The following is a 13,467-nucleotide window of genomic DNA, read 5'->3' as shown; positions in this document are numbered from 1 at the left end:
GATTGTGACGCGACAAGCCCTGCCGCTCGCCGCCGCTGAACCCCCGCCCGCCCTAGCTTCGCCGCACATTCCGTGTAGACGGACGGACCAAGGGACACTCCCAAGGATACGCATGACGAAGCTCTCCGCCCTCGCCGGTCTGGCGATCGCCGCCGGCCTGGCCCTAGCCCCGAACGCCTACGCGCAACCCGCGTCGGGCGTCGAAGGCGTCTGGCGCAATCCCAAGAATTCGGTCCACGTGAATATCAAGCCCTGCGGCCAGAAGCTGTGCGGCTTCGTGATCTGGGCCAGCGCCGACGCCCAGGAGGACGCGCGCAGGGGGGGCACCGACAACCTGGTGGGCCTGCAGCTGCTCCGCGACTTCGGGCCGGAGAAGCCGGGTGTGTGGAAGGGCAAGGTGTTCGTACCGGACCTGCGGGCGACGTTCGCCGGCCGGGCCGAGCTGATCGACGCCAATACCCTGAAGGCGCGCGGCTGTCTGGTCGCAGGCGTGTTCTGCAAGGCCCAGACCTGGCGCAGGATCCCCGGCGCGGCCGACTGATCGCGCCGGCTCTTGCCTTGCGGGCGCGAGGATACGAAGTGATCGGTCGATGGATCTCGCAGCCCTCACCCCCGCCGACATCCCCGAGGTGATGCGGATCGAACGCATGCCGGGCTACGACGCGGTGGTCGGCCGCTTCACGGCCGAGGAACACCTGGAACAGTTCGCCTCGCCCGACGCCTGCTACTTCGGCCTCCGCGACGGCGACCGCCTGGCCGGGTTCGTGATCATGCAGGAGATCCGCGCGCCCACGGTGCTGCTGCGCCGGATCGCTGTGGGCGAGCCCGAGCGCGGTGTCGGCACGCGGCTGGTGCGCGGCGTCATGGAGTGGACCTTCGAGACCACGGCGGCCGAGGCCCTGAAACTGGACGTCCACGTGGACAATGCGCGGGCCAGGCACGTCTACGAACGCGAGGGCTTCGCGCAATACGACGAGGACGAGGTCCATTACTTCCTGCGCATCCCGCGGGCGCGGTGGGCCGAGATGCGCGATCGCCGCAGATAGTCGGCCGCCCGGGGGCGGCCGCCATGTCACCCCTGCCGATCGGTCACGTCGGCGACTTCTGGGGCATGCCGGCCTTGGCGGCGGGACGGGCGCGCATGGCCTCGGCCCAGCGGCCGACATGGACCAGCTCCTCGGGCGGGCGGAACTTGATCATGCGGCCGAAATCGACACCCACGAAGGCCACGATGTCGGCGATGGTCAGGCGGTCGGCGGCCAGCCATTCCTGGTCGGCCAGCCGCCGGTCCAGCACCTTCAGCGCACGCGTCGCGCCCTGGATGTTGTGTTCGCCGACGGCTGGCGCCTGCTGCTCCAGCGCGGCCATGGCAGGGTGGGTGTGGCGGACGCCGACCATCACCGGCGTGGCGACCATCATCTCGGCCCGGCGCATCCACATCTCGATGACCGCCACCTCCTCCGGCGTCCGGCCGAACAGGTTGGGCTCGGGATAGCGGCTCTCGAGATAGCGGCAGATGGCGACGCTCTCGGTGATGCACGTCCCGTCGTCCATCTCCAGCATGGGCACATTGGCGAGTCCCGCCTTGGCGAGATAGTCCGGGGTCTTGTGCTGGCCCTCCATCAGGTTGAGCGTGATCACCTCGACGTCGGTGATCTCCTTCTCGGCCATGAACCAGCGCACCCGGCGCGGATTGGGCGCGAGCGGGGTATCGTAGACTTTCATGGCGTGGCCCTCCTGACTTCCGGCCAAGCCTAGCGCCGTTCCCCTGCCGTGAGGCAAGTACGGAGGCTGGACAGGCCGTGGCGGCTCCGCTTAACCACCGGTTGAGGCTGACGAAGGGGCGCACTGCAATGGCGAGTTTGGCGGGCGCGGTTCGCAGGAGCCGCCGATTCCTGGACCGTGTGCGCAACCGGTTGCTGCCGGTCAACCAGACCGACCTCAAGGCGACCAACATCCGCTTCGTGGACGCCCTCAAGGGCCAGATGCCTCATGACAAGGCGATGGAGCTGGCCATCGGCGGCGGCTTCGAACTGATCGGGCCGATCGAAGTGGCCCTGCTGCGCCACTACGGCCTGCCGGAAGACGGCTACCTGGTGGACGTGGGCTGCGGATCGGGCCGGCTGGCCAAGCCGCTGTCGGCCTGGCTGAGGGGCCGCTACCTGGGGATAGACCTGGTGCCGGCGCTAGTGGCCCACGCCCGCAAGATCGCGGCGCGCCCGGACTGGCGCTTCGAGGTGATCCAGCACATCGGCATCCCCGAGCGGGACGACCAGGCCGACATGGTCTGCTTCTTCTCGGTCCTCACGCACCTGACCCACGAGCAGAGCTACTGGTACCTGGAGGAAGCGCGGCGCGTGCTGAAGCCGGGCGGCCGGATCGTGTTCTCGTTCCTCGAATTGCGCGAGCCGGTCCACCTGAAGATCTTCCTCGACACCGTGGCCGCGATGAAGCGCAAGGTCGCCATGCCGATGAACACCTGCATCGACCGTGAGACCATCGGCCACTGGGCCGGAGCGCTGGGCATGGAGGTCGTGGAGATCCGCGACGGCGCCGACACCATCGTGGCCGAGGGCAGCCTCGGCCAGTCCACCTGCGTGCTGCGGAAGCCGCTTTAGCCGAACAGGTTCGCCGGCAGCAGCCCCACGATCGACGCGGTCAGGCAGGTGGCGAGGAAGCCCGCCATCATCGCCTTCCAGACCATGCCGACGATCTCGTTGCGGCGTTCGGGCACCAGGACCGAGAAGCCGGCCAGGTTGATACCCACCGAGGCGATGTTGGCGAAGCCGCAGAGCGCATAGGTCATGAGGACGCGCGTGCGCGGGTCCATCGCATCGACCGGGATCGCACCCATCCGGATGAAGGCGGTGAACTCGGTGAGCACCAGCTTCACGCCCAGCAGGGAGCCGGCGGCGGCGGCGTCATGCCACGGCACCCCGATGGCCCAGGCCAGGGGCGAGAACAGGATACCCAGGCCGGCCTCGACCGAGAGCACATAGCCCACCTGGTCGCCGACGGCGCCCAGGATCTTGTTGACCATCGCCGTCAGGGCCACGAACACGATCAGCGTCGCGCCGACGTTGAGCATGATCTGCAGGCCGTCGGTCGTGCCCTTGATCAGGGCGTCGATGGAGCTGTCGTAGCGCTTGGCGGCCAGGGGGTCGTAGGTCTGGGCCTGCTCCACCGCGGCGTCGCGCGGCACGATGATCCTGGCCAGCAGCACACCGGCGGGCGCCGAGACGATCGAAGCCGTCAGCACGTGGGCGGCCGCCCCCGGCAGCACGCCCGCCAGGATGGTCGCATAGGCCACCATGGTGGAGCCCGAGACGCAGGCCATGCCGACGGCGATCAGCATGAAAAGCTCGGACCGCGACAGGCTGGGCAGGTAGCTGCGGATGAAGATCGGGCCCTCGACCTGGCCCATGAAGACGGTGGCGGCGGTGGCCAGAGCCGGCGGGCCGCGCAGGCCCATGGTCTTCTCGAAGACGACGCCGAACGCCTGGGTGATCCAGACCAGGATCTTCCAGTGCCAGAGCAGCGCGGCGAGGGCGCAGACCACCAGGATCACCGGCAGCACCCGGAAGGCGAAGACGAACAGCGAGCCGGGGTCGGTGAGGGTGTAGGGCTGGTTGGGCGTGCCGGCCAGGAAGCCGAACACGAAGGCCACGCCCGCCTGGGTCGAGGATCCCAGGCCGTCCACCACCACGCTCACGCCCTGCAGGCCCGAGCGCAAGGCCGGCAGGCCGAACAGGGCCAGGACCAGGAGCCCCTGGACCGTGATGGCCCCGATGGCCAGCTTCCAGGGGAACTTGCCGCGGTTCTCTGACACCGCCCAGCAGACCAACAGGATGACCGCCACGCCGACGAGGCTCTGGGCGTTTTCCGGACCGAACATGCATCCCCCGATGCGCCGCCGATTCAGCGGCCTAGCCGGTCAATCCACGCCGAAAGCGCGCCGGGCGCAAGCGCGGCGTGGCGCCTGCACCCTTGCGGCCTACAGGTTGACCATCGACAGCCCGCGCTCGTCGTACCGGGCGCCTTCGACGGCGGTCTCGGGCACCGCCGCCTCGATGGCGGCCAGGTCGTCCGCCGAAAGCACGATGCCGGCGGCCGCCACGTTCTCTTCCAGGCGGGCGATCTTCGTCGTGCCGGGGATCGGCGCGATGTCGTCGCTGCGGCTGAGCAGCCAGGCGAGCGCGAGCTGGGCGGGCGTGCGACCCTTCTCTGCGGCCAGGCCGGTCAGGGTCTCTACGAGCCCCAGGTTCTTCTGCAGCGCCTCGCCCTGGAAGCGCGGCATGAAGCGGCGGAAGTCGCTGTCGTCCGGCTGGCCCTTGAAGCCCCCGGCGAGGAAGCCGCGGCCCAGCGGGCTGTAGGGCACGAAGCCGATGCCCAGTTCGCGGCAGACCGGCAGGACGGCGCGTTCGGGATCGCGGGACCACAGCGAATACTCGCTCTGCACGGCGCTGACCGGATGGACGGCGTGGGCGCGGCGGATTGTGTCGGCCCCGGCCTCCGACAGGCCGAAGTACTTCACCTTGCCCGCATTCACGAGTTCGCCGACGGCGCCGGCCACGTCCTCGATCGGCACGTTGGGGTCGACGCGGTGCTGGTAGAAGAGGTCGATCACGTCGACGCCCAAGCGCTTCAGCGAGGCGTCGGCCACCTCCTTGATATGCGCCGGCCGGCTGTCGGTGCCGGCGGGGCGGCCCGACTTGCGCGCGTCGTCCAGGTCGAAGCCGAACTTGGTGGCGATCACCACGCGGTCGAGGAAGGGCTTCAGGCCCTTGCCCACCAGCACCTCGTTGGTCTGCATCCCATAGATCTCGGCCGTGTCGAAGAAGGTGACGCCAAGCTCCACGGCGCGGGCCAGGACGGCGTGCGCCTGGGCTTCCTCGGCCGCCGGCTGGTAGACGCCCGAGAGCCCCATGCAGCCGAAGCCGATCGCGGAGACCTCGAGGCCCTGGGTTCCAAGTTTGCGCGTCTGCATGGCGATCTCCTGAGTTGTGGGGTCGGCTAACAGGTGGACCTTGCGACGGCCGGCGATAACCGCTTGCTGGCTCAACGGTGCAATGAGCAAAATTCAGTAATGGACCGCCGCTCGATCCCAGACCTAGCCGCCTTCGCCCTGCTGGCCGAGCTGCGCAGCTTCCGCCGGGCCGGCGAGGTGCTGGGCGTCTCGGCCTCGGCGCTGAGCCATCGGCTGCGGCGGATGGAGACGGCGCTGGGCGTGCGCCTGCTGAACCGCTCAACCCGCGCTGTGGCGCCGACCGAGGCCGGCGAGCGCCTGCTGGCGCGCCTGTCGCCGGCGCTGGCCGACATCGAGGCCGGGCTGATGGAGGTGGCGGCGTTCCGCGAGCGGCCGGCGGGGCGGCTGCGGCTCAGCGTGCCGCGCTCGGCGGCCCGGCTGGCCATCGCTCCCAGGCTGGGCGGGTTCCTCAAGGCCTATCCCGACATCCGCGTCGAAGTGGTGAGCGACAACGCCCTGATCGACATCGTGGCGGGCGGCTTCGACGCCGGTGTCCGCTTCGACGAGAACCTGCCGGCGGAAATGGTCGCGGTCCGGATCGGCAAGCCCTTGCGGATGGCCGCCGTGGCTTCGCCCGAATACCTCGCCGAGCGCGGCACGCCCATGACACCGGAAGACCTGGCCGGGCACGCCTGCTTCCGGCTGCGCTGGCCCTCCGGCGCCTTCTACGACTGGGAGCTGGAGAAGGGGGACGACGTGCGGCGTCTGGCGGTCGATGGCCCGCTGATCGTCGACGACGCCCAGCTCCTGAAGGATGCGGCGGTCGACGGCGCCGGCATCGCTTTCGTGGCCGAGCCCTCCGTGCGCGAGGAACTGGCGTCGGGCGCCCTGGTCTCGTTCCTGGAGGACTGGTGCCCGCCCTTTCCCGGCTACAGCATCTACTACCCCAGCCGCCGCCAGGTCTCGCCGGCGCTCCGGGCCTTCATCGACTGGATGCGCAGTCCGCCGGCCGAGCCCCGGATTACGAAGGTTTAATCGGCCGCTCCGCATCCGCCCGCGCCCCCTCGCGCCTCCTAGGCAATGAGCGCATCAAACGCGTCCGACGGCGGCCGGCCTTACCGCGATTTAACTGGCTTGGCAGTCCACGCGGCGGCGACATCCGCGCTCGAGGGTTGAGGGCTGTTCGTCACGATGTCTCTGGCGCTTGCAACATTGCTCTACGAGTGGCGCCGTTACACGGCCGCTGTTGTCGCGCTGGCGTTCTCCGGCCTGCTGATCCTGGCCCAGGTGGGCATGTTCACCGGCATCGTGAAAGGCGCCACCGCCACCATCGACCGCAGCCGCGCCGACATCATGATCCTGCCGGCCAAGATGGAGAGCCTGATCAACTCCGGCGGCGGCTCGCTGCCGGCCCGCCTGCAGCCGCAGATCTACATGAACCCGGAGGTCGTCGAGGTGGCCGCCTTCGACGGCGACGGCGGCCGCTGGGTCAACCAGCCCAAGGACGGCAAGAAGGCCGTCACCACCTACATCAACATCAACATGGTGGACACGCGCCCGGGCGCGGTGAACCTGCCCACCGACTTCACCGAAGAGATCCGCACGGCGCTGCTCGAGCCCTACTCCGTCGCGATCGACGAGAGCCAGCTGGGTCGCCTGGGCGTGAAGCTGGGCGACGAGGCGTCGATCAGCGGCAAGACCGTCCGCGTGCGCGCCATCCTCCACGGGTACCCGGACATCAACAACGCCTCCGTGACCATGTCGCGCGACACGATGCGGATGATGGGCATGCTGACCAAGAACGGGAAGACGGGCCCGCTCATGGTGCGCATCAAGGACCCCGCCCGCGCCGAGGCCGTCCGCGACCAGCTGAACAAGGACTCTAAGGGCGCCTACAAGGCCTGGACCCGCCAGCAGCTCGCCGAAGCTAATGAAGGGGCGATCATGGGCGAGCAGATCATCGGCATCTTCCTGGGCTTCTCGGTCTTCCTGGGCTTCCTGATCGGCGTGGGCATCACCTCGCAGACCCTGCGCGGGGCGATCCTCTCGAGCATCAAGGAGTTCGCCTCGCTGCGGGCGCTGGGCGTCGGCATGGGGTCGCTCCGGTTGATCGTGCTGGAACTGTCGTTCTGGGTGGGGATCGTCGGCCTGATGGCCACGGCGCTGTTCACCGGCGGCGTCTACCTGCTGGCCACCCGCGGCGGCCTGCCGATGGGCTTCCCCCCAGCCTGGGTGATCGGCGTCTCCATCCTCCTGCTCGTGATCTCGGGTTTCTCGGGGCTGCTGGCCCTGGGCATCCTGAAGAAGAGCCAACCTGCGGACCTGCTGCGATGAGCTCGAACAAGCCGGCCATCGTGGCCCACGGGATCTACAAGCGCTTCAAGACCGGGCGCAGCCACATCGAGGTGCTCAAGCGCGTCGATTTCGACGCCAACCACGGCGAAGTGACGATGGTCATGGGTCCCTCGGGGTCCGGCAAATCGACCCTGGTGGCGGCGCTCTCGGGCCTGCTGAAGCCCGACGAGGGCAAGGTCTCCGCGCTGGACCAGGACATCTGGAGCCTGCGCTCCGGCAAGCTGGACAGGTTCCGCCTGGACCACTGCGGCTTCATCTTCCAGGGCTTCAACCTGTTCTCGGCCCTGACCGCCCTGCAGCAGGTCGAGATCATCCTGAAGTATCAGGGCCATCCCAAGAGCGTCGCTCGCGAGAAGGCCGCCAACGCGCTGATGGAAGTGGGCCTCGAGACCCGCATGAACCAGCGCCCGTCCGAGCTGTCCGGCGGCGAGAAGCAGCGGGTGGCCATCGCCCGCGCCCTCGCCAAGGACCCGAACCTGCTGTTCGCCGACGAGCCCACCAGCGCGCTCGACGGCGAGAACGGTCAGATCGTGATCAAGCTGCTTCAGCGGGCGGCCAAGCAGCACGGCGCCGCCGTGATCTGCGTCACCCACGATCCGCGCCTGGAAGCCTACGCCGACCGCGTCATCCACCTGGAGGACGGCCGCATCCTGGACGACCGGCGCGTGACGCACGCCCCGGCCGGGACGGCCGCCCAACCCCATCGACAACCCGAGCTCATCGAGGCCTGACCCAAGATGCCCGCCCTCCTCCGCAATCGCTTCCTCTGGATCGTCGTGGTCCTCCTCCTCCTTGGCGGCGGCGGCGCGATGTTCATGTCGGGTCAGGCCAAGGCCAAGAAGGCCGAGGAGGCCAAAGCCGCCGCCAGCGTGAAGCCCAGTCCCTACGCCGCCATCGCCAACGGCAAGGCCGATGTGGAAGGCGGCATCATCCAGGTCGCCGCGCGCCGGGCCGGGGTGATCCGCGATGTGCTGGTCCAGGAGGGCGACGACGTGGCCAAGGGCCAGGTGCTGGCCCGCCTGGAGGACGAGGAGCCCCGCCTGGCCTCGGAGCGCGCCGACGCGGAGGTCCGCCAGGCCCGCGCGGCGCTGGCCCTGCTGCAGGTCCAGCTCTCGGCCGCCCAGCGCGAGCATCGCCGCCTCGAAGGTCTCGCCCCCAACAACTTCGTGGCGGCCCAGAAGCTGGACCAGGCCCGCGACGCGGTCCGCGAGGCCGAGGCCCGCATCATGGCGCAGCAGGCGGTGGTCGCCACCAGCCAGGCCCGCCTCAACGAGGCCCGTTACGACCAGGAACTGTCGTTCATCCGCGCCCCCGCCGACGGCCGCATCGTCCGCCGCTACGCCAACCCGGGGGCGGGCGCCTCGACCCTCAACGTCTCCAACATGTTCGACGTGGAGCCCCGCGCCGGGCGGATCGTGCGCGCCGAGATCGCGGAGGGCTCGCTGCCCTTCGTGGCCATCGGCCAGAATGTCCAGATGTCGCCCGAGAGCGACCCGACCAAGGTCTATCCGGGCAAGGTGCTGCGCCGGGCGGCGGTGTTCGGGGCCCGCAAGCTGCAGTCGGACGACCCCACCGAACGCACCGACGACCGCGTGGTCGAGGTGGTCGTGGACTCCACGGGCGCCCCGTTCCTGATCGGCCAGCGGGTGCTGGTGAAGTTCGTCCGCGGCTAGCAGCAGGCGCAAGCGCCCGTCGCTCCGCGCAGCTGAGTTTTCCCAAGCCTGGCCCGAGGCTTAGGTCTCGGGCTTATTTTGAACCGCAACCGACGCGCGTAAAACTCTCCTTAAGCTAGGTGGCCGCCTAGTTCTCTTCAGGGAGGCGGCCCATGCGTTCGAGTTCAAGCGGCCCGAGCCCGGCGACGATGCGTTCAGACCTCGCGCCGGAACAGCTCTTGGCCCAGCCGGCGCTCTGGCGGCGGCTGACGATGACCCTGCTGATCGGGGTCGTCGCGATCCCGGTGGTTCCACCGTGGGCGCTGCTGGTCGGCCTCGTCCTCTACGCCCTGATCACGGTGGCCGAACGGGTGATCATCCGCCGGCGCGGCTACATCGGCAGCGACGTCTCCGGCCTCGCCGTGACCTTCGCGCTCTCGGCCCTGCATGCCTTTGCGGCGGCCCTCCTGATCCACCTGGGCGACGGCGGCGCCCGGTTCTTCGCAGTGGCCCTCATCGGCTTCTCGGCCGTCAACATCCTGCTCCGGCTCTATTCCTCGCCACGCATGTTCCTGGCCGCGCTCGCACCGCACGCCGCGGTGCTCGGCTGGGTGAGTTGGGGCCTCTTCGCGCGGTACATGGCGGACGGGGATTATCTCAGGGCCCTGACCCCGCCGGCGGTCCTGCTGACCTACGTCCTTCTGCTGGCCCCTACCCGTCGGCAGCTGGCCGAGGCCTGGGACAAGCTGGTGGCCGCCAAGACGGCCGCCGAGGCCGCCAGCCGCGCCAAGTCCGACTTCCTGGCGGTGATGAGCCACGAGATCCGCACCCCCCTCAACGGCATCCTGGGCATGGCCCAGGCGATGCAGCGCGACGGCCTGCCCGAGGCCCAGAAGGAGCGCCTGCGGGTGATCCGCCGGTCGGGCGAGGGGCTGCTCAGCCTGCTGAACGACGCCCTGGACTTCTCGCAGATCGAAGCCGGCAAGCTCAGCCTGGACAGCGCCGAGTTCGACATGGAGCACCTGACGCGCGGCGCCATGGCCACCTTCACGCCGTTGGCGGAGCACAAGGGCCTCGGCTTCGAGTTCTCCATCGACGACGCGGCGAAGGGCCGGTTCCGGGGCGACCCCGTCCGGCTGCGCCAGATCCTCTACAACCTGACCGCCAATGCGGTGAAGTTCACGGACAAGGGCGGCGTGGCCGTCTGCGTCTCGGACACCGGCGGCCTGCTGACCGTCGAAGTGGCCGACAGCGGCGTCGGCATCGCCGCTGAGCGGATCGACGGCCTGTTCGAAAAGTTCGTGCAGGGCGACGCCTCGGCGACGCGCCGGCACGGCGGCGTGGGCCTGGGCCTCACGATCTGTCGCTCGCTGGTCGAGATGATGGACGGGAAGATCGAGGTCAGCAGCGTCGAGGGCAAGGGCTCCATCTTCACCGTCCTGCTGCCCCTGGAGCGCGTCGCCGAGACCGCGCCTATCGCCGTCGCCGCGCCGGCGCCGAGCGCCGGGCCGGACGCCCAGCCGATCCGAATCCTGGCCGCCGAGGACAACCACGTTAACCAGCTGGTGCTGCGCACCCTGCTCAGCCAGGCGGGCCTGGAGCCGACCATGGTGGAGAACGGCGCCGAGGCCATCGAAGCCTGGAAGACCGGGCCCTGGGACGTGATCCTGATGGACATCCAGATGCCGGTGATGGACGGCGTCACCGCCACCCGTGAAATCCGTTCGTTCGAGGTCACGGACGCGCGGCGCCGCACCCCGATCATCGCGGTGACGGCCAACGCCATGAGCCACCAGGTCGCCGACTACGAGGCCGCCGGCATGGACATGGTGGTGCCCAAGCCCCTCGACGCCGCCAGGCTGTTCGAAGCCATCGAGCGGGCCCTGGACGCCCGGGCGGCGCAGCCCGCAGCGGCCGCGGCCTGAGGCCCTTACCCGACGTCGCCTTGACGGCATCCCTCCCGCGCCGCACAACGCGCGCCGATTTCGAACACCTGTTCAACGAGGGATCTCATGGCGGACATCCGCTTCGACGGCAAAGTGGCGATCGTGACGGGCGCCGGCGGCGGCCTGGGCCGGGCTCACGCCCTGGAGCTCGCCAAGCGCGGCGCCAAGGTGGTGGTCAACGACCTGGGCGGCGCGATGGATGGCTCGGGCGGCCACTCGGAAAACGCGCTGAAGGTCGTGGAAGAGATCAAGGCGGCCGGCGGCGAAGCCATCGCCAACGGCTCCTCGGTGACCGACGACGCCGGCGTCGCCCGGATGGTCAAGGACGCCATGGACGCCTGGGGCCGCATCGACATCCTGATCGCGAACGCCGGCATCCTGCGCGACAAGACCTTCGCCAAGATGGAGTTCGGCGACTTCCAGGTGGTGGTCGACGTCCACCTGTTCGGCACCGTGAAGCCGGCCAAGGCGGTCTGGGAGATCATGCGCACGCAAGGCTACGGCCGGATCGTGGTGACCACCTCGTCTTCGGGCCTCTACGGCAACTTCGGCCAGTCGAACTACGGCGCCGCCAAGCTGGGCCTGATCGGCTTCATGAACACGCTGAAGCTCGAAGGCCAGAAGAACAACATCCACGTCAACGCCATCGCCCCGGTGGCGGCAACGCGGATGACCGAGAACCTGATGCCCCCCGCGGTGCTGGAGCAGCTGAAGCCCGAGTACGTGACCCCGGGCGTGGTGTTCCTCTGCTCGGAAGAGGCGCCGACCGGCCACATCCTGACCGCCGGCGCGGGCGCGTTCGCCCTGTCCCGCATCGTCGAGACCGAGGGCGTCTACCTGGGCGCCGACGCCACGGTGGAGAGCGTCCGCGACAACTGGGCCAAGATCACCGACGAGGCTGGCCAGAAGGCCTACTTCAACGGCGGCGAACAGACCCAGAAGTTCTTCCGGAAGATGCAGGGCGGCTGACCCCCGGCCTCCCGATACCGAAACTTCGACGGGCGGCCACACGGCCGCCCGTTTCTTGTTTGTAATCGAAATCCGCTTGCGCGCGTATTGGTGAACGCGCGTAACCTACGGTCCAGCGTCCGGTAGAGACGGGTCTTCGAGGAGCGGTTCAAAGGTGTCACAGGCCACGTCGTCGACCGCGCCCAACATGAGCATGCCGGCCGTCCTGGCCTTCGCGAGCGCCAGTATCCCGATCCAGGCGCTGGTCCTGGCCGTCGCTGTCCACCTGCCGCGCTATTTCGCCAGCCACATCGGGCTCGAGCTTGCGGTGGTCGGCGCTGCGTTCGCCATGGTGCGCCTGATCGACATCCCGATCGATGTGGGTATCGGCATGGCCATGGACCGCACGCGCAGCCGGTTCGGCCGGTATCGCGTGTGGATGACCCTCGGAGCGCCCGTCCTGATGCTGGGCCTCTACGGCATGCTCCTGGCGAATTCGTCCACCTCCCAGCTCGGGCTGAGCGGCATCCTGCTGTTCCTCTACATCGGCTATTCGATGGTCTACCTCTCCCACCTGGCGTGGGGCGGAGTTCTGGGCCCCACTTACGAGCAGCGATCCAAGGTGTTCGGCGCGGTGATCGGCCTCGGTGTCGCGGGCGCCATGGCGGTGCTGATCATCCCGATCATCATGCAGCGAACCGGCGCCTCCGAGGGCGAGGGCGTGCGCGCCATGGTCTGGTTCATCATCGCGGCGATCCCCGTGACGGTGCTGCTGGTGCTGGCGACCACGCGCGAACCGATCACGCGGGAGACAGGTCACGTCTTCCGCTTCCGCGACTACGGAACGCTCCTCAAGCGCGGGAACGTCATCCGCCTGTTGGCGGCCGACCTCTGCGCCACGCTCGGACCGGGCTGGATGGCGGCGCTCTACCTCTTCTATTTCAAGGACAGTCGCGGCTTCGACACCACGGCCGCGAACCTGCTGCTGATGATCTACATCGCCGCGGGTTTCGCCGGCGCGCCGTTCGCGGCCTGGCTCGCCAACCGGATCGGCAAGCACCGGGCGATGATGGTCACCACGACGATCTACTCCCTCGGGCTGATGGTGATCCCGTTCCTGCCCTCGGGAGCCTTTCTGATCTTCGCCCCCGGCATGTTCGTCGTGGGCGCCATGGCGGCGGGCTTCACGGTCATGATCCGGGCTCTGACCGGCGACATCGCCGACGAGATCCGCCTCGACACCGGCCGCGAGTGGATGGGCCTGATGTACGCGCTCACCATCGGCACGACCAAGATCGCCTCCGGCCTTTCCGCCCTGACCTTCGTGCTGCTGGCCTACATCGGCTACCAGGCGAGAGAGGGCGCCGTGAACACGCCCGAAGCTATCCAGAGCCTGCAGCTGATCTACATCGTCGGACCCATCTTCTTCGTGATGCTCGCCGGCGCCTGCTTCATCGGCTACCGGCTGACGCCCGAGCGGCACGCCGAGATCCGTCGCCAGCTGGACGAGCGGGACGCGATGGACGATCCCGCCGCAGCGCTGGAAAGCCTGACCGGTGAGGAGCTGGCCCCGGTGGGACGACCGACGTGACCTGATTAG

Annotated in this window: 13 protein-coding genes; 10 read left to right on the top strand and 3 right to left on the bottom strand. The window is 68.9% G+C overall.

What is annotated here, in order from left to right:
* Positions 1 to 112 precede the first annotated feature (112 nt).
* Together EPO51_RS00600 and EPO51_RS00595 are read left to right on the top strand one after the other, a co-directional pair.
* Positions 113 to 541 (top strand): DUF2147 domain-containing protein, encoded by a 429-nt coding sequence (locus tag EPO51_RS00600; protein ID WP_363199840.1) that lies wholly within the window; start codon positions 113 to 115, stop codon positions 539 to 541.
* 49 nt (positions 542 to 590) lie between these two features.
* Positions 591 to 1,046, top strand: coding sequence for a GNAT family N-acetyltransferase (locus EPO51_RS00595; protein WP_293344894.1), 456 nt, complete (start codon positions 591 to 593; stop codon positions 1,044 to 1,046).
* A gap of 43 nt (positions 1,047 to 1,089) precedes the next feature.
* On the opposite strand, the gene EPO51_RS00590 is transcribed toward EPO51_RS00595, so the two are convergent.
* A complete protein-coding gene (locus EPO51_RS00590) occupies positions 1,090 to 1,725 on the bottom strand; it encodes a glutathione S-transferase family protein (RefSeq protein ID WP_293344892.1) in 636 nt (211 codons plus the stop codon).
* A gap of 128 nt (positions 1,726 to 1,853) precedes the next feature.
* Here EPO51_RS00590 and EPO51_RS00585 point away from each other — a divergent pair, with 128 nt between their 5' ends.
* A complete protein-coding gene (locus EPO51_RS00585) occupies positions 1,854 to 2,618 on the top strand; it encodes a class I SAM-dependent methyltransferase (protein WP_293344890.1) in 765 nt (254 codons plus the stop codon).
* On the opposite strand, the gene EPO51_RS00580 is transcribed toward EPO51_RS00585, so the two are convergent.
* Positions 2,615 to 3,895: a NupC/NupG family nucleoside CNT transporter gene (locus tag EPO51_RS00580; RefSeq protein WP_293344888.1), complete on the bottom strand. Its 1,281-nt coding sequence runs from the start codon at positions 3,893 to 3,895 to the stop codon at positions 2,615 to 2,617. The genes EPO51_RS00585 and EPO51_RS00580 overlap by 4 nt on opposite strands.
* A 99-nt stretch (positions 3,896 to 3,994) precedes the next feature.
* On the bottom strand, positions 3,995 to 4,987 hold the full coding sequence (locus EPO51_RS00575) for an aldo/keto reductase (protein ID WP_293344886.1): 993 nt from the start codon (positions 4,985 to 4,987) through the stop codon (positions 3,995 to 3,997).
* A 99-nt stretch (positions 4,988 to 5,086) separates the two neighbouring features.
* On the opposite strand from EPO51_RS00575, the gene EPO51_RS00570 reads away from it, so the two are divergent.
* The 7 genes from EPO51_RS00570 (at position 5,087) to EPO51_RS00540 (ending at position 13,458) form a co-directional block, all read left to right on the top strand.
* Positions 5,087 to 6,001: a LysR family transcriptional regulator gene (locus tag EPO51_RS00570; RefSeq protein ID WP_293344884.1), complete on the top strand. Its 915-nt coding sequence runs from the start codon at positions 5,087 to 5,089 to the stop codon at positions 5,999 to 6,001.
* A 156-nt stretch (positions 6,002 to 6,157) separates the two neighbouring features.
* Positions 6,158 to 7,300, top strand: coding sequence for an ABC transporter permease (locus EPO51_RS00565; protein ID WP_293344882.1), 1,143 nt, complete (start codon positions 6,158 to 6,160; stop codon positions 7,298 to 7,300).
* Positions 7,297 to 8,052 carry an ABC transporter ATP-binding protein gene (locus tag EPO51_RS00560; protein WP_293344880.1) on the top strand — a complete coding sequence of 252 codons (756 nt, stop codon included), beginning with the start codon at positions 7,297 to 7,299 and terminating at the stop codon, positions 8,050 to 8,052. Before EPO51_RS00565 ends, EPO51_RS00560 begins: the two co-directional genes overlap by 4 nt.
* Before the next feature lie 6 nt (positions 8,053 to 8,058).
* Positions 8,059 to 8,994, top strand: a complete 936-nt coding sequence (locus tag EPO51_RS00555) for an efflux RND transporter periplasmic adaptor subunit (protein WP_293344878.1) — start codon at positions 8,059 to 8,061, stop codon at positions 8,992 to 8,994.
* A gap of 188 nt (positions 8,995 to 9,182) precedes the next feature.
* On the top strand, positions 9,183 to 10,898 hold the full coding sequence (locus tag EPO51_RS00550; RefSeq protein ID WP_293344876.1) for an ATP-binding protein: 1,716 nt from the start codon (positions 9,183 to 9,185) through the stop codon (positions 10,896 to 10,898).
* 87 nt (positions 10,899 to 10,985) lie between these two features.
* Positions 10,986 to 11,888, top strand: a complete 903-nt coding sequence (locus EPO51_RS00545; RefSeq protein ID WP_293344874.1) for an SDR family oxidoreductase — start codon at positions 10,986 to 10,988, stop codon at positions 11,886 to 11,888.
* Positions 11,889 to 12,042: 154 nt separating this feature from the next.
* Positions 12,043 to 13,458 (top strand): MFS transporter, encoded by a 1,416-nt coding sequence (locus EPO51_RS00540; RefSeq protein WP_293344872.1) that lies wholly within the window; start codon positions 12,043 to 12,045, stop codon positions 13,456 to 13,458.
* Positions 13,459 to 13,467 lie beyond the last annotated feature (9 nt).

Origin of the sequence: Phenylobacterium sp., from assembly GCF_004297125.1 — a bacterium.
Taxonomy (GTDB): Bacteria; Pseudomonadota; Alphaproteobacteria; order Caulobacterales; family Caulobacteraceae; genus Phenylobacterium.
Note: the sequence above shows the minus strand (reverse complement) of the source record. Positions and strands in the feature narration are given on the sequence as shown.